Raw genomic sequence first — 20,598 nt, forward strand, 5'->3', positions numbered from 1 at the left:
ACGCGCGCCGTGTTTGCGGGCGATCCGCCATCCCCGGCTCCGGTCGCGTGCTCGCCGTTGCACGCGCTCGTCCGGCCGCGTGTTGCCGGTCCGCGCCTGACACGCCCGCTCCGTTGAAACGCGCCTGGCCGATGCGGCTCGCCCTCCCGCTTGCCGTGTCCCGACCGTTCCGCCGCAGCGCGTGGTTGCGCCGCCACCGCACGCTGCGGGTTGTCGAAGTCGCCACCGCACGCTGCGCGTCGGCGGCTTCGACAACGCGCTCGCGTCGTCGACATGTCAGCCCTACCCTATTTGATTGCCGCTCCCGCGCCTCGCCTTCGCCGATTAAAGTGAACGATCGTGCTTTTATCGATGCGCTAAAACGGCAAATCCTCTACAATCGCCGACGCTCGACGCCCTGCGCGGCGCCCGGCCACGACGATCCAGACCACGCCGCCTCGCGCGGCCAACGCGCGCACCGCGCGAGGAACCGCCAACTCATGAAAGTCATCAGCTCGATCCAGGAACTGCGCGACCAGCTGCGCGGCCAGAACCGCATCGCGTTCGTGCCGACGATGGGCAACCTGCACGAGGGACACCTGTCGCTGATGCGGCTCGCGCGCCAGCACGGCGATCCCGTCGTCGCGAGCATCTTCGTGAACCGGCTGCAGTTCGGACCGAACGAGGACTTCGACAAATATCCGCGCACGCTGCAGGACGACATCGAGAAGCTGCAGAAGGAAAACGTCTACGTGCTGTTCGCGCCGACCGAGCGCGACATGTACCCTGAGCCGCAGGAATATCGCGTGCAGCCGCCGCACGATCTCGGCGACATCCTCGAAGGCGAGTTCCGCCCGGGCTTCTTCACCGGCGTGTGCACGGTCGTCACGAAGCTGATGTCGTGCGTGCAGCCGCGCGTCGCCGTGTTCGGCAAGAAGGACTACCAGCAGCTGATGATCGTGCGCCGGATGTGCCAGCAGCTCGCGATACCCGTCGACATCATCGCGGCCGAAACCGTGCGCGACGCCGACGGCCTCGCGCTGTCGTCGCGCAACCGCTATCTGAGCCCGGCCGAGCGCGCGGAAGCGCCCGAGCTCGCGAAGACGCTCGCGCGGGTGCGCGACGCAGTGCAGGGCGGCGAGCGCGACCTCGCGGCGATCGAGCAGCGCGCGGTCGACAGCCTCGCCGCGCGCGGCTGGAAGCCCGACTACGTGTCGGTCCGCAGGCGCGCGAACCTCGTCGCGCCGAGCGCGGCCCAAACCGAGGCGGGCGAGCCGCTCGTCGTGCTCGCGGCCGCGAAGCTTGGCGCAACGCGCCTCATCGACAATCTGGAAATCTGACGGCCGGCCGCGCAGCCGACCACTCATCGTCTGGTAGCACCAAGGGAGCCATCATGCAGCGCCACATGCTGAAATCGAAGATCCACCGCGCGGCGGTCACGCACTGCGAGCTGCACTACGAAGGCTCGTGCGCGATCGACGAAGACTTGCTCGAAGCCGCGAACATCGTCGAGAACGAGCGGATCGACATCTGGAACATCAACAACGGCGAGCGCTTCTCGACGTACGCGATCAAGGGCGAACGCGGCAGCGGGATGATCTCGCTGAACGGCTCGGCCGCGCGCCGCGCGCAATTGGGCGACCTCGTGATCATCGCCGCGTTCGCGATGATCGACGAGGAAGAGCTGAAGGCGGGCTGGAAGCCGGATCTCGTGTTCGTCGGCGACGACAACAAGATCAAGGGCAGCCGCGACCACGTGCCGACGCAGAACTGGACCTGAACGGCGTTCGGCCGGCCGCTCGAGTCAATGCCTCGCCGCGAACGCGCGAGGCCCCGAAACCGCCGACGCGCCCAAACCGCCGGCTCCCGCGAGCCGCGCGGCCGACAGCGCACCGGCGTGCTACTTCTGCGCCCATTCGACGATTGGCAGCCACTGCTCGAGATCCTTCTCCACGCGGCTTTTCGCAACGTCCCACAGCGTGAGGCCGTGCGCGGCGAGCTGCACGTAGTTCTGCGTGTCGCGCAGATAGCCGAGCACCGGCAGATCGAGCCCCTCGACGAAGCGGTGCAGTTGCTCGGCCGAGCGCGTGCGCGCGTCGACCCGCATCCCGACGATTCCCACTTCGATCAAGCCCTTCTTCACTGCCTTCTCGCTCGCGAGGCGCTGGAGGAATTGCTGGGTCGCAAGGATATCGAACATCGACGGCTGCAGCGGCACGATCACCTTGTCGGCGAACTCGAGCGCGACGTTCATCCGATTGCCATGCAGGCCAGCCGGCGTGTCGACGATCGCGTATTCAAGGCCGCGCGGCGGCTTCGCCGGCGAATCGGGATCGAGCGCCCAGGTCTCGATCGCGGGCAGCGCGGCCGGCCGCAGATCGAGCCACGCGTGCGCGGACTGCTGCCGGTCGAGATCGGCGAGCGCGACCCATGCGCCCTGCGCCGAAAAATACCCAGCCAGATTGGTGGACAGCGTGCTCTTGCCTACGCCGCCCTTCGGATTCGCCACCACGATCACCGTCATGAATTCCCCCGAAGAAGCCGCGCGGCGCGACGCCCGGCACAGGCGACGCGCCGCGAAAGATGCGGATACAGGGAGCGATGATATCGGCAAATGCGCTTGCGCCGAAACAGGGGCGACCGCGCATCGGTCGAACGGACGACGGCCCGGCCGCGGTCGAACGCCGCAGCCGGGCCGTCGCGGCGGCCGCGACGCCGCTTATGCGGCCTTGCCGACGAGGCCGCGCGCGCCGCCCAGCGCGAACGCGCCGGCGCCGAGCAACGCCTGGACGACGAGCGTGACCGCCCAGAACGCCGGATATTCCCAGCCGCCGTGCGGCGCGGCAAAGCTCCAGCCGTTCGGGACGTGCGTCATCGTCGCGCCGAGCATGAACGGCAGCAGCACGAGCGACGCGAGCCGCACCTGCACGCCCGTCAGGAGGGCGAGGCCGCCGACGATCTCGACGACCGTCGTCACGTACGCGAGCCAGCCCGGCAGGCCGATCGACGCGAAGAACTGCGCGGTGCCAGGCAGCGTGAACACAAACACCTTCTGCGCGACGTGCGCGAGGTACAGCACGCCGAGCGCGACGCGCAGCAACGCAGCGCCGATGTCGTTCAAACGGTTCGAATCCATGTTGGGTTCCCTTTTTGTCGAAGTTTGGATGGAACGAACTTTATTCGAACCGTTTTCGCGGAAAAACAGCTGATCCAACTTAAATTATTTCTCAAAAAGAATTAATTGACGATAAAACGGGGCGATTCGGATGGGGCGACCGAGGCCGTCGTGCCTTGTGCCTTGTGCCTTGTGCCTTGTGCCTTGTGCCTTGTGCCTTGTGCCTTGTGCCTTGTGCCTTGTGCCTTGTGCCGTCCGTTGCCCATCGCTCGCAGAACGCCAAGCACCGAGCGCGCGCGCGGCCTCGCCGTCGGCCGACAAAAGCAAGGGAATGCGTTCGAAGCCCCGAAACGAGTGAACAGGTGTGGCATCGAGCCGGCCGGATCCTTTCGCGTCCTTCCTCGGCGCCGGCCGGCCAGCCGGCGCCGAGCCAGCGTGACCCAATCACCCAACCGCCGCCCACCCACGACATCCCGTGCAAGCGCTCGACGTACGCAGGCCAGCCCCGAACTTCGCGCGACGACGACGCCCGTCAGGCGAATGCCGCAAACACGCGGTCGAGATCGAGATGCTCGGCGAGCGTATCGGCGAGCCGTTCGAGCGACGCCTCGCGCAGCGCCGGATAGTCGACCGGCTCCGCGCCGCCGAGCCCCGCCCATTCGAGGAGCGCCGCGCAGGCATCAGGCGTGTCGAAGAGGCCGTGCAGATAGGTCGCGAGCATCTGCCCGTCCGCCGACACCGCGCCGTCCGGCCGCTCGCCGCCCGGCCCCGAAAGCCGCAGCGCGGGCGACGCGAGCGCCGGCCCGCGCGTCTGCCCCATGTGGATCTCGTAGCCCGATACGCGCGCGCCGCCCGCGAACGCGAGCCGCCCGGTCACGTTGACGAGCGTCTTCTCCGGCATCAGCGTCGTCGCGTAGTCGAACAGATCGAGGCCCGCGCTCGTCGCGCCCGCCGCGCCTTCGACGCCATGCGGATCGTCGAGCGCGCGGCCGAGCATCTGCATGCCGCCGCAGACGCCGATCACTTTGCCGCCGTAGCGCAGATGGCGCTTGATCAGCGCGTCCCAGCCCGCGCCGCGCAGCCACGCGAGATCGGCGAGCACGTTCTTCGAGCCGGGTAGGATCAGCAAATCGGCGTCGGGCACAGGCCCGCTCTTCCAGTATGTGAAATCGACGCGCGGATGGACGCGCAGCGCGTCGAAATCGGTGTGGTTGCTGATCCGCGGCAGCGCGGGCACGACGACCCGCAGCACGCCCGCGTCGCGCCGCGAAGCCGACGTGCGCGCGCTCGCGGGCAGCATGTCCTCCGCGTCGAGCGTGAGCCCGTGCAGATACGGCAGCACGCCGAGCACGGGCTTGCCCGTCTGCTGCTCGAGCCAGCGCAGCCCCGGCTCGAGCAGCGCCGGATCGCCGCGAAAGCGGTTGATCACGAAGCCGCGAATGCGCGCGCGCTCGTTGTCCGACAGGCACGCGAGCGTGCCGACGAGATGCGCGAACACGCCGCCGCGATCGATGTCCGCGACGAGCACGACCGGGCAGTCGACCGCTTCCGCGAACCCCATGTTCGCGATGTCGCCTTCGCGCAGGTTGATCTCGGCCGGACTGCCCGCGCCCTCGACGATCACCGCGTCGTACGCGCCGCGCAGCCGGCCGTACGATTCGAGCACCGCCCGCATCGCGGTCGGCTTGTAGTCGTGATAGGCGCGCGCGTTCAGGTTCGCGCGCGTCTTGCCATGGATGATCACCTGCGCGCCGCGGTCGCCCGTCGGCTTCAGCAGCACGGGATTCAGATCGGTGTGCGCGTCGATGCCGGCCGCGAGCGCCTGCAGCGCCTGCGCGCGGCCGATCTCGCCGCCGTCCGCCGTCACCGCGCTGTTGAGCGCCATGTTCTGCGGCTTGAAAGGCGCGACGCGCACGCCCGCGCGGCGCGCGAGCCGGCACAGGCCCGCGACGAGCGTGCTCTTGCCCGCGTCGGACGTCGTGCCCTGGATCATCAGCGTGCCGCGCGGACGCGCGGCGTTGGCGTTGGCGTTGGCGTTGGCGTTGGCGTTGGCGTTGGCGTTGGCGTTGGCGTTGGCGTTGGCGTTGGCGTTGGCAGTCATTGTGGATTCGAAATGCGCGACGCGCGGCGCGCGACAAAGACAAATGGTGAAGGCCGCATTATCGCGCGGCCCGTTACAATCATGCGATGACTCCGCGCGACCTCACCTTCGTTCTCGGCGGCGCGCGCTCGGGCAAGAGCGCGCACGCCGAACGGCTCGCCGCCGCCGGCGGCCGGCCCGTCACCTACATCGCCACTGCCCGCGTCGCCGACGACGAATTCGCCGAGCGCATCGCGCACCATCGCGCGCGCCGGCCCGCCGACTGGGCGCTCGTCGAAGCGCCCGTCGAGCTCGCGCACGCGATCGCGCAGCTCGACGATCCGAACGCGTGCATGCTCATCGACTGCCTGACGCTCTGGCTCACGAACCTGCTCTGCCCAGCCGGCGGCCAAGGCGTCGACGATGCGCTGTGCGACGCGCGCGTCGCCGAGCTCGAGGCGGCGCTGCGCGCGACGCGCGCGCAGGTGATCGTCGTCAGCAACGAGATCGGCTTCGGCGTCGTGCCGCTTGGCGCGGATACGCGCCGCTTCGTCGATACGCTCGGCCGCGTCAACCAGCGCATCGCGGCGCTCGCGACGCGTGTCACGCTGTGCGTGGCCGGGCTGCCCGTCACGGTGAAGCACGAAGGCGATCCGCGATGCTGATGCCGTCCCTGCCCGCCGTCGCCTTCCTCGCGGTCGCCGGCTGCGTCGTCGACAAGCTCGTCGGCGAGCCACGCGCCGCGCATCCGCTCGTCGGCTTCGGCCGGCTCGCCGCGCACGTCGAACGCCTCTTCAACACCGGCCGACGCGGGCGGCTCGCCGGCCTCGCCGCATGGCTCGCCGTCGTCGCGCCGCCCGTCGCGCTCGCCGCGTGGCTCGTCGCGACGCTGCCGTGGCCGCTCGCCGCCGCGCTGCACGTCGCGCTGCTATGGTTCGCACTCGGCGCGAGAAGCCTCGCCGAACACATCGCGCCGATCGCCGCCGCACTGCTGCGGCGCGATCTCGCGGCCGCGCGCGCGTTGACGTCGCGCATCGTGTCGCGCGATACGAGCGACGCCGACGAGGCGGCGCTCGCGCGCGCGGCGGTCGAATCGGCGCTCGAGAACGGCAACGACGCGATCTTCGGCGCGCTCTTCTGGTTCGCGATCGCGGGCGGCCCGGGCGCGCTGCTGTTCCGGCTCGCGAACACGCTCGACGCGATGTGGGGCTATCGGACGCCGCGCTTCGCTCGCTTCGGCTGGGCGGCCGCGCGCATCGACGACGCACTCAACTGGGCGCCCGCACGCCTCACCGCGGCGAGCTACGCGCTCCTTGGCGACACCGCGAACGCGTGGCGCTGCTGGCGCACGCAGGCGCGCCACTGGGACAGCCCGAACGCAGGCCCCGTGATGGCCGCGGGCGCGGGCAGCCTGAACGTCGTGATCGGCGGCCCCGCCATCTATCACGGCGCGATCGAGGCGCGCCCGGTGCTCGGCGCGGGCGAGCCCGCGGCGCCCGCGCACGTCGCGGCGGCGCTGTCGCTCGTCGCACGCACGATGATTCTCTGGCTCGCGCTGCTGATCGCGGGCGCGGCACTGTCGATCGCGACGCATCATGGCTGACGCGCCGATCACGCACGGCGGCAATCTGCACGAAGCCGCGCGCCGCTACGGCATCCCGCGCGACGCATGGCTCGACCTGTCGACGGGCATCAATCCGCAAGGCTATCCGGTGCCGCCCGTGCCCGCCGACGCATGGCGCCGGCTGCCCGAGGACGACGGCGTGCTCGCCGAGCACGCGGCGCGCTACTACGGCGCGCCGAGCGCCGCGCACGTGCTGCCCGTCGCGGGCAGCCAGGCGGCGATCCGCGCGCTGCCCGCGCTGTTCGAGCGCGGCACGGTCGGCGTCGCGCCGCTCGCGTACAGCGAGTACGCGCCCGCGTTCGCGCGCCACGGCCATGCGATTGCGTCGCTCGACTACGGCAGCGACGCGCTGCCCGCATCGCTCACGTACGCGATCGTCGCGAATCCGAACAATCCGACCGCCGAGCGCGTCGACCGTGCGCGACTGCTGCGATGGCACGCGCAGCTCGCCGCGCGCGGCGGCGCACTCGTCGTCGACGAGGCGTTCGCGGACGCCGACGCCGACGCGCCCGCGAGCACGTCGCTCGCCGCCGAAACGAACCGCGACGGCCTCGTCGTGCTGCGCTCGGTCGGCAAGTTCTTCGGGCTCGCGGGCGTGCGCGCGGGCTTCGCGCTCGCCGCGCCCGCGCTGCTGAAGCGGCTGCGCGACACGCTCGGGGCGTGGACCGTCAGCGGCCCAGCGCGTCATGCGGTGCTCGCCGCGTTCGCCGACGAAGCGTGGCAGCAAGCGACGCGCGAGCGGCTCGCGCACGACGGCGCGCGCGTGGCCGCGTTGCTGCGCGCGAACGGCTTCGTCACGCACGCGACGCCGCTCTTCGGCTGGACCGCCGATCCGCGCGCGCACGCGCTGCACGAAGCGCTCGCCGCACGCGGCATCTGGACCCGCTACTTCGCGCACGCGCCGAGCGTGCGGATCGGGCTGCCCGCTCACGAAGAAGAATGGCGGCGGCTCGAACATGCGCTCGCCGAGTGCGTATCGATGCTTTCCGCTTGACGAGCGACATGACGAGACCGCCGGGATCGATGAAATTGACAAGATCGACAACATCGACAACATCGACGAGATCGAGGCCGATGCGCGCGGCCCTCTTTCGGCTTGCCGCCGCCTGCGCCTGCGTGTTTCCGTTCGCCGCCGCGCACGCGAGCATCGTCGTCACCGACGACGCGGGCCACACGATCACGCTCGCCGCGCCGGCACAGCGTGTCGTGAGCCTCGCGCCGCACGTGACCGAGCTGATCTATGCGGCGGGCGGCGGCGCGAGGCTCGTCGGCGCGGTGTCGTACAGCGATTACCCGCCCGCCGCGAAGGCGATTCCGCGCGTCGGCTCGAACCAGGCGCTCGACCTCGAACGGATCGCGGCGCTCAAGCCCGACCTGATCGTCGTCTGGCGCCACGGCAACGCCGAGCGCGAGACCGAGCGGCTGCGCGCGCTCGGCATCCCGCTCTACTTCAGCGAGCCGCGGCATCTCGACGACGTCGCGACGTCGCTCGACAAGCTGGGCATGCTGTTCGGCACGCGCGACATCGCGTCGGCGGCGGCCGACGCGTACCGGCAGCGGATCGCGCAGCTTCGCGCGCGCTACGCGGACAAGCCGCCCGTCACCGTGTTCTTCCAGGCATGGGACAAGCCGCTCATCACGCTGAACGGCGATCACATCATCAGCGACGTGATCGCGCTGTGCGGCGGGCGCAATGTGTTTGCGCAATTGCAGCCGATCGCGCCGTCCGTCACTGACGAGGCGGTGCTCGCCGCCAATCCGGAAGCGATCGTGACGACGGCCGCCGGCGCAACCGCGACGCGCGATGCACTGCCCGACTTCGCGCGCTGGCGCGCATGGCCGAAGATGACGGCGGTCGCGCGCGGCAATCTCTTCGCGATCGACGGCGATCTGCTGACGCGGCCCGCGCCGCGCATCGCGCAAGGGGCCGAAGCGCTGTGCCGGGATCTCGACGTCGCGCGGTCTCGGCGGCCGAAGCCGTGACGCGGCGTCTTGCCTCCATCGCATCGACAATGCCGCGAAATGCGTGGGCGCATGGCTCGTCGCTGACGGGAGCGTTCGGGGTCTGTCCGCGCACGCCGGCGTTCGATCGACTTCGGCCAGGAACCGATCGGACGCCCGCGCGCCGCAGCGTGCCATGCACATCGCTCGATCCCGCCTGAAGGCGATTCGGTACTTCGCCGTAACGCCTCGATTCGAACAGGCCTGGATTCGAAGCATCCACGCTTCGTGCGCACACGGCATCTCGCGATCTTCGTCGTTCGAACGCGCGTCATCCAGCGACGCGCGCCAGCGCGCCTTCACGCGAGCGTCGCCTCGAACGCGCCGAATCGGCGTCGAATCAACCGTCCCAATGCACGAGCCGCCAGCCGCCCGCATCCCCGCCGCGCCGCAGCCACACGATGCCACCCATCGCGATCGGCCGCGCGAGCATCGTTTCGAGCGATGCGTCGAGCGCGTGCGACGCCAGCGCGCGCATCACGCCCGCATGCGTGACGACCCAGCCAGCCAGCCCCGAAGCAGCGAGCGCCGCAAGCGCCGGCCGCACGCGCGCGGCGAACTGCGCGACGCTCTCCCCGCCGTGCTCGCGCGCATGCATCAGATCGGCGCTCCATCGATCGAGCGCGTCACGGCCGATCGCGTCCCAGCGCTTCAACTCCCACGCGCCGAAATCGATCTCGCGCAGCCGCGCGTCGCATTCGAGCGGCACGCCGGCCTCTCGCGCGAGCACTCGCGCGACGTCCGCGCAGCGCGCGAGCGGGCTCGACCACACGCGCGACGCGCGCGCGGCGCCCGCGATGCCGAGCGCGCTCAAGCGCCGCAGGATGCCGGCCGCGCCCATCGCCGCGTCGGCCGCGAGCGGCACGTCGCTGCCGCCGTAGCAGACGCCCGCTTCGACGGCGACGGCCGGATGGCGAATCAGGACGAGATCCATCCGAGCATCACCAGATAGATCGCGAGCTCGAACACCTGCTGCGCGAAGCCGAGACAATCGCCGGTGTAGCCGCCGATGCGCGTGTCGAGATAACGCGCGATGCACGCGCGCAGCGCGAGCGTCACCGCGAGCGCGAGCGCGCCCGCGCGCCAGTCCGGCCAGAACAGCCACGGCAGGCCGAACGCCGCCGCGAACATCAACGCGCTCGCGCTCATCCGACGGGCGACCGGCTGCGCCTTGCCTTCGGCGCGCGCGTAGTCGAACGTGACGAGCAGGCTCGCGGCGAGCGTGCGGCTCGCCGCATGTGCGGCGATCATCGTCCAGGCGGCCCGCATCGGCGGCATCGCGGCGAGCGTCTGCCACTTCAGCGCAAGCGCGACGACGAGCGCCGCCGCGCCGAACGTGCCGATCCGCGAATCGCGCATGATCCGCAGCACGTCGTCGCGCGTGTAGCCGCCGCCGAATGCGTCGCAACTGTCGGCGAGGCCGTCCTCGTGCAGCGCGCCCGTCGCGACGAGCGTCGCCGCGATCGACAGCAGCGCCGCGACGCCCGTCGGCCACACGCGCGACGCGGCGAGATGCACGGCCGCCGCGAGCGCGCCAACGCACACGCCGACGAGCGGAAAATAACGCGCCGCGTGCGCGAGATCGACGGCGGTGCCGCTGATCGCGCGCGGCACCGGCACGCGCGTGAAGTACCCGAGCGCGACGACGAAGTAGCGCAGTTCGGCGAGCGGATTCATCGCGCGTCACGCATCCCGGTTCGCGACGCCCGCCGACTCGAAGCTCGCCATTTCGTTGACGAACGCGGCCGCCGCACGCACGAGCGGCAGCGCGAGCGCGGCGCCCGTGCCTTCGCCGAGACGCAGGTCGAGCGCGAGGAGCGGCTCGCCGCCGAAATGATCGAGCATGCGCCGATGCCCCGCTTCGTTCGACACGTGCGAGAACACGCAGTAGTCGCGTACCGCAGGCGCAAGCGCATCGGCGACGAGGAGCGCCGACGTCGCGATGAAGCCGTCGACGAGAATCGTCATCCGCGCGCGCGCCGCTTCGATGAACGCGCCCGCCATCATCGCGATCTCGAAGCCGCCGAACGTCGCGAGCACGTCGAGCGGCTCGAGCGCGTCGGCGTGGCGCGCGAGCGCGCGTTCGAGCACCGCGCGCTTGTGCGCGAGCCCCGCGTCGTCGAGGCCCGTGCCGCGCCCGACGCATGCGTCGAGCGGCACGTTCAGCAGGCGGCTCATCACGCACGCGGCGGCCGACGTGTTCGCGATCCCCATCTCGCCGAAGCCGATCACGTTGGTGCCGAGCGCCGCGTGATGCCGCACGCGTGCGGCGCCCGCGGCGAGCGCGGCGAGCGCTTCGTCGCGCGACATCGCGCGCTCGTGCGCGAAGTTGCGCGTGCCGCGCGCGATCGCCACGCCGACGAGCAGCGGCGACTCGGGCAACGGCGACGCGACGCCCGCATCGACGATCTCGAGCGTCAGGCCCGCGACGCCCGAAAACGCGTTGATCGCCGCGCCGCCCGCGATGAAGTTCGCGACCATCTGCGCGGTCACCGCCTGCGGATACGGGCTCACGCCTTCGGCGGCGATCCCGTGGTCGCCCGCGAACACGATCATCGCGGGACGCACGATGCTCGGCGCGGTCGTGCGCTGAATCAGGCCGAGCTGCAGCGCGAGCGCTTCGAGACGGCCGAGACTGCCCGGCGGCTTCGTCTTGTGATCGATGATGCGTGCGAGCGTCGCGCGCAGTTCGGCGTCATCGAGCGGGTCGACGTGCGGCAGGGAGAAGGTGGAGGTCATCGGTTCGTCTCGTGAATGGAAAAGGTCGCGTGATACGCGTCGATCAGGTGATGCGGTTGCGGCCGCCGCGCGCGTCGCGCCACGCAGGCACGAGCGCCTCGTGGCCGTCGCGCTCGATCAGCACGAGCGGATAGCCGAACGCGCGGCTCGCGAGTTCGGGCGTCAGCACGTCGCGCACCGGGCCCGCGTGCACGGCGCCGTTGCCGTCGAGCAGCAGTGCGTGCGTCGCGAAGCGGCGCGCGAGATTCAGGTCGTGGCACGAGAAGATCGCCGTGCGCTCGCCCGCGCGCAGCCAGTCGGCAAGCGCGACGAGACAGTCGATCTGATGATGCAGGTCCAGGTGCGCGAGCGGCTCGTCGAGCAGCAGCAGCGGCGCGTCCTGGCACAGCGCGGCAGCAAGCGCGACGCGCTGCCGCTCGCCGCCCGACAGCGACAGCACATCGCGCGCGGCGAACGATTCGAGTCCGAGCCGCTCGAGCGCCGCGCGCGCGGCGGCGCGATCGTCGGGACGCTCCCAGCCCCAGCCGGTCAGATGCGGGAAGCGGCCGAGCAGCACGGTATCGAACACGCTCGCGCTGAACGCATCGTGCAGCGTCTGCGCCATCAGCGCGCGCCGCCGCGCGAGCGCTTCGGGCCGCCAATCGGCGAGCGGCACGCCGTCTGCCTCGACGTGTCCAGCCGCGGGCTTCGCGAGCCCCGCGAGCGTCGTGATCAGCGTCGTCTTGCCCGCGCCGTTCGGCCCGGCGATGCACCACAGCTCGTCCGGATAGAACGTGTGCGTGAAATCGTCGAGCAGCGTACGCGCGCCCGCCTTCAGCACGAGACGCCACGTGCCGTAGCGGGCGGAGCGCGACGTCGGCGCGCCGTGCGTCGTCATCGCGAAGTCCTCCGCAGCAGCATCCACAGGAAGAGCGGCACGCCGATCAGCACGGTCATCACGCCGACCGGCAACTGCGCGGGCGCGATCGCCGTGCGCGCAAGCAAGTCCGCGGCCATCACGCCCGCGCCGCCCGCGAGCATCGTCGCGGGCAATAGCATCCGCTGATCGTTGCCGAACGCGAGCCGCAACGCATGCGGCACGACGAGGCCGACGAAGCCGATCGTGCCCGCCGTCGTGACGGCCGCGGCCGCCGCGAGCGACGCGATCAGATAGATGCGCAGCCGCAGCCGCGCGACTGGCACGCCGAGCGCGGCCGCCGCCGCGTCGCCGCGCAGCAGCACGTTCAATTGCGGCGCGACCGGCAATGCGGCGAGCGCGGCGACGACGAGCGCCGCCAGCGCGAACCACGGCGACGCCGCGCCGCTCAAGTCGCCCGACAGCCAGAACAGAATGCCGCGCAGCCGCTCCTCGGGCGCGATCGACAGCATCAGCGTGATGAGCGCGAACCACCCTGCCGATATCACGACGCCCGTGAGCAGCAGCCGCGGCGACGCGTCGCGCGGCTCGCCGCGCCACAGCTCGCGGCGCGCGAGCCCGAGCACGAACGCGATTGACACGAGCGCACCGGCGAACGATGCCGCATCGACGAGCCACCACGCGCCGCCCGCGATCATCGCGACGAGCGCGAACGCGGCCGCGCCGCCCGACACGCCGAGCACGTACGGCTCGGCGAGCGGATTGCGCAGCAGCACCTGCAGCAGCGCGCCCGCAAGCGCGAGCAGCGCGCCGCAGCCGAAGCCGGCGAGCGCGCGCGGCAGCCTCAGCGTGCGGACGATGTCGGCCGCGAGCGGATCGGCGCTCGCGCAATGAACGAGCGCGGCGAGCGCATCGAGCGGCGTCATCGGCACGCTGCCGAGCGTGAGCGACGCGACGAACGCCGCGCACGCGCCGAGCGCGAGCGCGACCCAGATCGCGGCTGCGCGCGCCGCGTGCATGCCGGCGCCGCGCGCGTCGGCCCTCATGCTGCCACTCGCGCGCGAAGGCACGAACGCCGCGACCGGCCGTCAGCGCTGCTGCCAGCCGAGCGTGACGTAGGCGCCGCGGCGCGGCGTGTTGTACGCATATGCAAGCTCGTAGTCCTTGTCGAACAGGTTGTCGATGCGCGCGCTCACGTACCACGACTTCGTGATGTCGTAGCGCGCTGACAGATTGACGATCCCGTATCCGCCGAGGCGGTTGCCGTAATCGTCGCGCGGTCCGCTCACGAACCATTCGCCGCCGACGCGCCAGCCGCCGAACGAGCGATTCGCCGAGACCGACGCGAAGCGCCGCGCGCGCCGGGTCAGATCCTCGCCGGCGGTTTCGTCGATCGGGTTCTGCAGCGTCGCCGCGACCCGCACGGCCGTCTTGCCGACATGCCCCTGCCAAGAACCCTCGACGCCCTGCACTTTCGCGCGGCCGACGTTCTGCGCGACATAGTAGGGCCCGCTCGCGGCGGGACGATAGTCGATCAGGTTCGTGTAGCGCGTCTGAAACGCAGTAACGCGCACGACGCCCACCGCATCCGACGCATACTGCACGGCCGCCTCGATCGAATGGCTGCGCTCGGGCCGGATCGACGGATTGCCTGCGTTCGGATAGTACAGATCGTTGAAGCTCGGCGCGCGAAACGCGCTCGAATAGCTCGCGGACACCTTCCAACGCTCGGTGACGTCGAGCCCGTAGCCGAGATAGTAGCTGTTCGCGCCGCCGAAATCGGAGTAGTGGTCGCGGCGCACGTTCGCCTGGAACTGGCTGTCGCCGATGCGTCCGGTGTAGCCGAGCCAGCCGGAATTCACGTGGCGCTCGGGTGCGGCGAACACGTTCGATTCGAACGACTGGTCGAGCCGCTCGTAGCCCGCCTGGATCTTGTGGCCGCGCGCAATCGTGAAATCGTTCTGCCACGAGTACTGGCGGTTGTCGGTGTCGAAGTGGTCGGTGTACGCGCCGTTCAGCGCCGACTGGCTGCGGTCCTTGCCGCTCGACACGTTCACGCGCGTCGTCCACCAGCCGGTGAGCTGGCCGTTCGCGAACGCGGACATCTGCTGGACCCGGCTGTACAGATCGTTCAGATCGGTCGGCGCGCCAAATGCGTCGTCGAAGCTGTTCTTGCCGTTCGCCTGGAAGTACGTGACGCCCGCATCCCACTTGTCGCTGAACGCGTGCCTGAGCGAAGCGGACGCGCTCTCGTTCAGATAGCCGTTCGCGTTCGGATTCGCTTGCGGTTTGAGCGCGGGATCGAGCGACGAGAATCCGTCGGTCTTGAAGCGCGCGAGCGACACGCTGAACGTCGTCTTTCCGTCCTGGTCGAGCCGGCCCGACACACCTGCGCTCTGCGTCTGCGTGTGATAGCTGCCGTAGCTCGCCGAGAAATCGAAGCGCGGCGGATGATTGCCGCCGCGCTTCGTGAACACCTGCACGACGCCGCCGATGGCGCCGGACCCATACAGCGACGACACATTGCCGTTCACCACTTCGACGCGCTCGATCTGGTCGAGCGGAAACTGACTGATCTGCGCCTGCCCGAGGCTCGCCGAATCGACACGCACGCCGTCGATAAGCACGAGCGATTGCGTCGGCTGTGCGCCGCGCAGAAAGAGGCTTGCGCTTGCGCCCGGCCCGCCGTTGCGCACGATCTGTGCGCCGGGCGCGAGCGCGAGCAGGCCGGGCAGATCGGTCGCGCCGCTGTCGGCGATGTCCCGCGCATCGAAGAGCGTCGTTTGCGGGATCGCGTCGGCGAGCGTCTGCGGCCCGCGCTGCGCGGTGACGACGATCGGCGCGAGCTGCGCGGCCAAAGCAGATGCCGAAGAAGCAGAAGACGCGGAAGCTGCGGACGGCGCAGGCAAGACTGAAGAAGCGGGCGAAAACGATGACGATGACGAAACGGACGCGTCGCCTTGCGCAAGCGCGACGCACGGCAACCCGGACAGAGCGGCGAGCGCTGCGCGGGCGAGAGGGGTTCGCATGAAGGCATCCTGTTGAGCCACTGCGGCGCCCGCTTCCCCGCAGGCCCCGGCATCACGGAGACGGGCGCGCCCGTCTCCCCGCCTTGGCCGGTATCCGGGCTGACGACGTCACCGCCTCGCCTTCCCGCGCGCGAAGCGCAGTGGCACAGGGTCGGCGGCCGGCCGAAGAGGCCGGGCCGACGCATCGAGAGTGCGGCTTGCATCGGAACCGATGCGATCGCTTACCGTTGCGGGGGCAGCGCAGGTTGGCTCGGTCCTGGCGGACGTCGCGTCCTGCTTCCCGTTTAACCGCGCGCGAAGCGCGCGAGCACCGAGGCGGCGCCAGTTTAGGAGCGCGCGCGCGGCAGCGTCAAGGAAACGCGGCGACGCAGCGCAAGAAACCTCGCCGCGCATGCCGATAAACAGATCGGCATCAACGAACGACGAAGACGATTTCGCGGCGAGAAGCGGGGGTGTTACGTCTAGAAACGTTACAGATATCGGAATGTCGTTTATTCCGCGCTAAAATGCTCGGTCTTTAGAGGACGCAGCAGATGCTCAACGAACTCGAAACCCTATCTCAAAACATCGGCCGCCTGATCGCGCTGAATCAACGCCATCAAGCGGAACGGCTCGCGCTCGAGGAGCAGGTCGCGCAATTGCGCACGGAAGCGGAAACGCTGCGCGCGGAACTCGAGCAACTACGCGACGAGCGCAACGCGCTCGCGGCGGAACGCGACACGCTGTCGGCGAAGATCGACGACGCGCAGGTGAAGCTCAACGCGATCCTCGAAAAATTGCCGCGCACGAAAAGCGTGCCGGATGCGGAAAACCAGCTCGACCTGCTCGCGCCGCAGGCGAGCGATGAAGGCGAAGGCACGACCGGCCACGGAGAACATGCATGAGCGCCAAGCAGATCGAAGTATCGATTCTCGGCCAGGCGTATCGTCTCGCCTGCTCGCCCGAAACCGAAGCGGCGCTCCTCGAAGCGGTCGCGCGCGTCGACGCGGAAATGTCGAAGATCCGAGCGAACAGCTCGGTGCGCGGCACCGATCGCATCGCCGTGATGGCGGCGCTGTCGCTCGCGTCGGAATTGCTGAGGCTGCAACAGAGCGTGCGTCACGGAGAAGCGTTCCCTGCGGAAGAAATCCGGCGTACAATGCGCCAAATGAATGAACAGCTCGGTGCAGTGCTCGCACAGCACGAGGTGCAGTAAGCAAGTTTCACCAGGTTCGGCCAATGCTTGATCTATCGTGGTCAAGCTGCTGAATTCAAAGGTGATTCGAACAGTTAAGTCAGCTTCCCTGCCTGGTTCGCCAAGGTCATATATTCCTTGAACCAATGCCATGTGCACGGTTGCGGAAATTTGTAGCACGGGCGCGCGCGTCACTCTGTCTGATGTACCCGAAGTGCTGCTAACTGCGACCAATTCTGAACCTCAGGTTCAGGATGCCGGCCTAGCGGCTAAGGCGGGGGCCTATTCAACGGCATCGGGCAAGTCCCGATGCCGCTTTCTTTTGTGCAGCCTTTTCATTGCGTCGAGTCGTTCCGATCCATGCGCTACTGGCTGATGAAATCCGAACCGGACGAGGCGAGCATCGACGACCTCGCCGCCGCCTCCGGCCAGACCCTGCCATGGACCGGCGTGCGCAACTATCAGGCGCGCAACTTCATGCGCGACACGATGCAGATCGGCGACGGCGTGCTGTTCTACCATTCGAGCTGTCCCGAGCCCGGCATCGCTGGGCTCGCGGAGGTGTGCTCGACGCCCTACCCCGATCCGACGCAGTTCGATCAGCAAAGTCCGTACCACGATCCGAAGTCGACGCAGGAAACGCCGCGCTGGGTGCTCGTCGACGTGCGCTTCGTCAAGAAGGCGCCGCTCATTCCGCTCGCCGCATTGCGCGAGCACGACGCGCTCGCCGACATGCGCGTGCTCGCGAAAGGCAACCGCCTGTCGATCACGCCCGTCACGCCGGACGAATGGCGCTTCATCACGAAGCGCCTGATGAAGTGACGCGGCGGCCGCGTCAAACATTGCCAGACACGGCGCGCGAAGCCGCGCCGGCCGGAACCTCGGCCCGCTTTCGACGGCCTAACGGGCGCTCAACGGATGCAGTGCCGCGTCCGCCGGGCGTTTCGAACGAAGCGCGGCGTCCGTCCGCGCCCTGCACGCCGCATGTTGCGTGCGCGCTTACGCTCAAGGAGTCAACAATGACGAAAAAATCCGCTCTAGCCATTGCCGTCACGCTCGCGGCGGCGCTGCCGATCGCACTGGCGCTCGCGCCGTCCGCCGCACGCGCGCAAAGCATGGGCCAGATGCAGCCGCCCGCGGGCGTGCTGTCGCTGTCCGCGCAGGCAAGCACCGACGTCCCGCAGGACGTCGTCGACATCACGCTGTTCTACGAACAGCAGGCAAAAGACCCGGGCACGCTGACCGCCGAGCTGAACAAGCGCGCGGACGCGGCGCTCGCGCAGGCGCGCGGCGTCACGGGCGTCACGGCTCGCACGGGCGAATTCTCGGTGTCGCCGAGCGTCGACCGCGACGGCAAAATCTCCGCATGGCGCGGCCGCACCGAGGTCGTGCTCGAATCGCACGACTTCGCGGCCGCATCGAAGCTCGCCGGCCAGTTGAACCCGATGATGCAGGTGGGCAACGTCGCGTTCTCGCTGTCGCCCGAAGCGCAGCGCGCGGCCGAGCAGAAGCTCACGACGGAAGCGATCAAGGCGTTCCGAGCACGCGCCGAGGAAGCGACGCGCGCGTTCGGCTACAACAGCTATTCGATCCGCGACGTGAACGTCGGCAGCGGCCGCAACGTGCAGCCGTATCCGCGGATGTTCGCGATGGCCGCGCCCGCGATGGACAGCGCGAAGGTCAGCGCGCCGATCGCCGTCGAGGGCGGCAAGACGACCGTGACCGTCAACGTGAACGGCTCGGTGCAGATGAAATGACGGCGGCGCGGCTTCGCTCCGCATGCGGTCGAAAAAACGCCGGCTCGTCGCCGGCGTTTTTTTGCGTATCGCACATGTCGCGGTTTGCGGCGCCATGTCGCAGGCCGCGCGCGGTGCCTTGCGCTTGCGATCATGTGCCGCACATTGCGTACATGTGCGATCGCGCACCACGTGTGCCTGCGTCATGCGTCGCAATCGGCATACGCACAACCCGCCTGCCCACGCGCGCCCGGCGATCGCGCAACCACGGCCGCCGGACGCGGCGCTCAGGCCGGCTTGGCTGCGCCGCCGCGCCGATACGCCCAGATCATCATCAGCACGCCCGCGATGATCATCGGCAGCGACAGCCACTGCCCCATCGACAGACCGAACGTCAGCAGGCCGAGAAAATCGTCCGGCTCGCGTGCGAATTCGACCGTGAAGCGCGCGAGACCGTAGCCGATCAGGAAGAGCGCCGAGATCGCGCCCATCGGCCGCGGCTTGCGCGAGAAGAACCACAGCACGAAGAAGAGCGCGATGCCTTCGAGCGCGATTTCGTAAAGCTGCGACGGATGGCGCGGCAGCATCTGGTGCGACAGGAACACCTCGTTCAGATTCCACTTCGCCGCGAGATCCTGGTGCGCGGCGAGCCACGCGGCATCGTCGCGCGACGCGCCCGGGAACAGCATCGCCCACGGCGCGTCGGGACTCGTCACGCGGCCCCACAGCTCGCCGTTGATGAAGTTGCCGAGACGCCCGGCCGCGAGCCCCGTCGGCACCATCGGCGCGACGAAGTCCGTCACTTCGAGCCAGTGCCGCTTGCGATGCCACGCGAACAGCACCATCGCCAACGTGACGCCGAGGAAGCCGCCGTGGAACGACATCCCGCCTTCCCACACTCTGAAGATGTCGAGCGGATGCGTGAAGTAATACCCGGCCTTGTAGAACAGCACGTAGCCGAGCCGGCCGCCGAGCACGACGCCGAGCACGCCGTAAAACATCATGTCGTCGACGTCCTTCGCGGTCCAGCCCTGCGCGGCGACGTGCGGCAGCCTGAGACGCAGCCGGCCGACGACGATCGCGAGGATGAAGCCGATGAGATACATGAGCCCGTACCAGCGCACGGCGAGCGGGCCGAGGTGAATCGCGACGGGATCGAAATTCGGATGAATGATCATGAGTTAGCGTTGAAGGTTCTGAATCGATGCGGCTCGCACGGCGACGACAACGAAGACGCGCATGCCGCGACCGCGGTTCGACGGGCGCGCCGCGCGAACGTTCACGGCCGCGTCGCGCCCGAGCCGGAGCCCGGCCGGTCGACCGCGTCGGGCGGCGTGCCGAGCGGCGAAGCACCCCGCGCGTCGCCGCGCACGACGTCGATGAAGCCCGCGAGCACGGGGCTCACGTCGTCCGTGCGCCACACGAGGCCTGTCTCGACGACGGGCGCCGCGCCGGCGAGCGCGCGGTAGACGACACCCGTGCGCCGCAGGTTACGCAGCGATTGCGGCACAAGTGCGACGCCCATGCCCGCGGACACGAGGCTGACGATCGTCTGCATCTGGATCGCCTCCTGGCCGATGCGCGGTGCGACGCCCGCCGCGCCGTAGCAGCCCGTAATGATGTCATAAAAGCCGGGCGCCAAACGACGCGGGAAGACGACGAGCGGCAGCGACGCGATATCGGCGATCCGCACGGGCGTGTCGTCCGCCGCCTCGGCGGCGTCGGCCGGCATCGCGACGACGAGCGGCTCGCGCAGCACGGACAGATACGACAGCGACGCCGCGTGCCGCGGCGGCACGGGCGGAATCACGAGCCCGGCGTCGATGCGGCCCGCGACGAGCTCCTCGAGCTGCACGTCGCTTGTCGCCTCGGTCAGTTGCAGCCGCACGTGCGGATAGCGCGCGCCGAACTCGCGCAGCAACTGCGGCAAGAGCCCGTAGTCAGCCGTCGACACGAACGCGAGCGCGAGCGATCCCGCCTCGCCGCGCGCGAGGCTCTGCGCAAGCGGCGGCAGCGCGTCGGCAGCGGCGATCAGCCGCCGCACGTCGGGCAGCAGCGCCGCGCCCACGGCCGTCAACTCGACCGAGCGCTTCGTGCGCGCGAACAGCGCGACGCCGAGCGCGTCCTCGAGCGCGCGGATCGCCTGCGACAGCGGCGGCTGCGTCATCGACAGGCGCTCGGCGGCGCGGCCGAAGTGCCGCTCGTCGGCGACGGCCACGAAATAGCGCCATTGACGTAGATCGGGGGTCAAATCACGCTCCTCAC

20 protein-coding genes, 1 other RNA gene, 1 pseudogene and 1 riboswitch are annotated in these 20,598 nt (G+C 69.6%); of the genes and pseudogenes, 11 read left to right on the forward strand and 11 right to left on the reverse strand.

From position 1 onward, the window contains the following. The first annotated feature begins 479 nt into the window (after window positions 1–479). A complete protein-coding gene (gene panC / locus WS69_RS02270; protein ID WP_059469292.1) occupies window positions 480–1,319 on the forward strand; it encodes a pantoate--beta-alanine ligase in 840 nt (279 codons plus the stop codon). Window positions 1,320–1,372: 53 nt separating this feature from the next. Continuing rightward, window positions 1,373–1,759, forward strand: a complete 387-nt coding sequence (gene panD, locus WS69_RS02275; protein ID WP_059469203.1) for an aspartate 1-decarboxylase — start codon at window positions 1,373–1,375, stop codon at window positions 1,757–1,759. A 120-nt stretch (window positions 1,760–1,879) separates the two neighbouring features. Here the strand turns inward: panD and WS69_RS02280 are convergent, their stop codons facing one another. The 3 genes and pseudogenes from WS69_RS02280 to WS69_RS02290 form a co-directional block, all read right to left on the reverse strand. Continuing rightward, a complete protein-coding gene (locus tag WS69_RS02280) occupies window positions 1,880–2,503 on the reverse strand; it encodes a ParA family protein (RefSeq protein ID WP_059469204.1) in 624 nt (207 codons plus the stop codon). A gap of 195 nt (window positions 2,504–2,698) precedes the next feature. After that, window positions 2,699–3,115, reverse strand: a complete 417-nt coding sequence (locus WS69_RS02285; RefSeq protein ID WP_059469205.1) for a DoxX family protein — start codon at window positions 3,113–3,115, stop codon at window positions 2,699–2,701. A gap of 511 nt (window positions 3,116–3,626) precedes the next feature. Further along, window positions 3,627–5,254: pseudogene (locus WS69_RS02290) on the reverse strand (cobyric acid synthase). A gap of 27 nt (window positions 5,255–5,281) precedes the next feature. Between WS69_RS02290 and cobU the strand changes: the two are divergent. From cobU to WS69_RS02310, 4 genes are all read left to right on the forward strand, one after another. Next, window positions 5,282–5,839: a bifunctional adenosylcobinamide kinase/adenosylcobinamide-phosphate guanylyltransferase gene (gene cobU, locus WS69_RS02295; protein WP_059469207.1), complete on the forward strand. Its 558-nt coding sequence runs from the start codon at window positions 5,282–5,284 to the stop codon at window positions 5,837–5,839. Further along, window positions 5,833–6,777 carry an adenosylcobinamide-phosphate synthase CbiB gene (cbiB, locus tag WS69_RS02300; RefSeq protein WP_059469208.1) on the forward strand — a complete coding sequence of 315 codons (945 nt, stop codon included), beginning with the start codon at window positions 5,833–5,835 and terminating at the stop codon, window positions 6,775–6,777. The genes cobU and cbiB overlap by 7 nt, the downstream gene beginning before the upstream one ends. Beyond that, the gene (gene cobD, locus WS69_RS02305) at window positions 6,770–7,792 is read left to right on the forward strand and encodes a threonine-phosphate decarboxylase CobD (protein WP_059469209.1); all 1,023 of its coding nucleotides are present in this window, start codon (window positions 6,770–6,772) and stop codon (window positions 7,790–7,792) included. The genes cbiB and cobD overlap by 8 nt, the downstream gene beginning before the upstream one ends. 80 nt (window positions 7,793–7,872) lie before the next feature. Then, window positions 7,873–8,781: a cobalamin-binding protein gene (locus WS69_RS02310; RefSeq protein ID WP_059469210.1), complete on the forward strand. Its 909-nt coding sequence runs from the start codon at window positions 7,873–7,875 to the stop codon at window positions 8,779–8,781. 358 nt (window positions 8,782–9,139) lie between these two features. Here WS69_RS02310 and cobC read toward each other — a convergent pair whose 3' ends face one another. From cobC to WS69_RS02340, 6 genes are all read right to left on the reverse strand, one after another. Then, window positions 9,140–9,733 carry an alpha-ribazole phosphatase gene (cobC, locus tag WS69_RS02315; protein WP_059469211.1) on the reverse strand — a complete coding sequence of 198 codons (594 nt, stop codon included), beginning with the start codon at window positions 9,731–9,733 and terminating at the stop codon, window positions 9,140–9,142. Continuing rightward, the gene (locus WS69_RS02320; RefSeq protein ID WP_059469212.1) at window positions 9,718–10,476 is read right to left on the reverse strand and encodes an adenosylcobinamide-GDP ribazoletransferase; all 759 of its coding nucleotides are present in this window, start codon (window positions 10,474–10,476) and stop codon (window positions 9,718–9,720) included. The genes cobC and WS69_RS02320 overlap by 16 nt, the downstream gene beginning before the upstream one ends. Window positions 10,477–10,482: 6 nt before the next feature. Further along, window positions 10,483–11,538 (reverse strand): nicotinate-nucleotide--dimethylbenzimidazole phosphoribosyltransferase, encoded by a 1,056-nt coding sequence (gene cobT / locus WS69_RS02325; protein ID WP_059469213.1) that lies wholly within the window; start codon window positions 11,536–11,538, stop codon window positions 10,483–10,485. 43 nt (window positions 11,539–11,581) lie between these two features. Next, a complete protein-coding gene (locus WS69_RS02330; protein WP_059469214.1) occupies window positions 11,582–12,415 on the reverse strand; it encodes an ABC transporter ATP-binding protein in 834 nt (277 codons plus the stop codon). Then, a complete protein-coding gene (locus WS69_RS02335) occupies window positions 12,412–13,413 on the reverse strand; it encodes a FecCD family ABC transporter permease (RefSeq protein ID WP_059469293.1) in 1,002 nt (333 codons plus the stop codon). The genes WS69_RS02330 and WS69_RS02335 overlap by 4 nt, the downstream gene beginning before the upstream one ends. Window positions 13,414–13,482: 69 nt before the next feature. Beyond that, window positions 13,483–15,423 (reverse strand): TonB-dependent receptor domain-containing protein, encoded by a 1,941-nt coding sequence (locus tag WS69_RS02340; protein ID WP_059469215.1) that lies wholly within the window; start codon window positions 15,421–15,423, stop codon window positions 13,483–13,485. Window positions 15,424–15,491: 68 nt separating this feature from the next. Beyond that, window positions 15,492–15,753: riboswitch (cobalamin riboswitch) on the reverse strand. A 203-nt stretch (window positions 15,754–15,956) separates the two neighbouring features. Between WS69_RS02340 and WS69_RS02345 the strand changes: the two genes are divergently transcribed. The 5 genes from WS69_RS02345 to WS69_RS02365 all read left to right on the forward strand — a co-directional run bounded on the left by WS69_RS02345 (window position 15,957) and on the right by WS69_RS02365 (window position 18,354). Further along, window positions 15,957–16,307 (forward strand): hypothetical protein, encoded by a 351-nt coding sequence (locus WS69_RS02345; RefSeq protein ID WP_059469216.1) that lies wholly within the window; start codon window positions 15,957–15,959, stop codon window positions 16,305–16,307. After that, window positions 16,304–16,618, forward strand: a complete 315-nt coding sequence (locus WS69_RS02350) for a cell division protein ZapA (protein ID WP_059469217.1) — start codon at window positions 16,304–16,306, stop codon at window positions 16,616–16,618. The genes WS69_RS02345 and WS69_RS02350 overlap by 4 nt, the downstream gene beginning before the upstream one ends. Before the next feature lie 82 nt (window positions 16,619–16,700). Further along, window positions 16,701–16,882: non-coding RNA, 6S RNA (ssrS, locus tag WS69_RS02355), on the forward strand. Window positions 16,883–16,957: 75 nt separating this feature from the next. Beyond that, window positions 16,958–17,419 carry an EVE domain-containing protein gene (locus WS69_RS02360; RefSeq protein WP_059469218.1) on the forward strand — a complete coding sequence of 154 codons (462 nt, stop codon included), beginning with the start codon at window positions 16,958–16,960 and terminating at the stop codon, window positions 17,417–17,419. Between the two features lie 197 nt (window positions 17,420–17,616). Further along, window positions 17,617–18,354, forward strand: a complete 738-nt coding sequence (locus tag WS69_RS02365) for an SIMPL domain-containing protein (RefSeq protein ID WP_059469294.1) — start codon at window positions 17,617–17,619, stop codon at window positions 18,352–18,354. A 266-nt stretch (window positions 18,355–18,620) separates the two neighbouring features. On the opposite strand, the gene lgt is transcribed toward WS69_RS02365, so the two are convergent. Together lgt and WS69_RS02375 are read right to left on the reverse strand one after the other, a co-directional pair. After that, window positions 18,621–19,511, reverse strand: a complete 891-nt coding sequence (gene lgt, locus WS69_RS02370) for a prolipoprotein diacylglyceryl transferase (RefSeq protein ID WP_059469219.1) — start codon at window positions 19,509–19,511, stop codon at window positions 18,621–18,623. A gap of 101 nt (window positions 19,512–19,612) precedes the next feature. Further along, window positions 19,613–20,584 carry a LysR substrate-binding domain-containing protein gene (locus WS69_RS02375; RefSeq protein ID WP_059469220.1) on the reverse strand — a complete coding sequence of 324 codons (972 nt, stop codon included), beginning with the start codon at window positions 20,582–20,584 and terminating at the stop codon, window positions 19,613–19,615. Window positions 20,585–20,598 lie beyond the last annotated feature (14 nt).

Source organism: Burkholderia sp. BDU5, from assembly GCF_001522845.1.
GTDB lineage: Bacteria > Pseudomonadota > Gammaproteobacteria > Burkholderiales > Burkholderiaceae > Burkholderia > Burkholderia mayonis.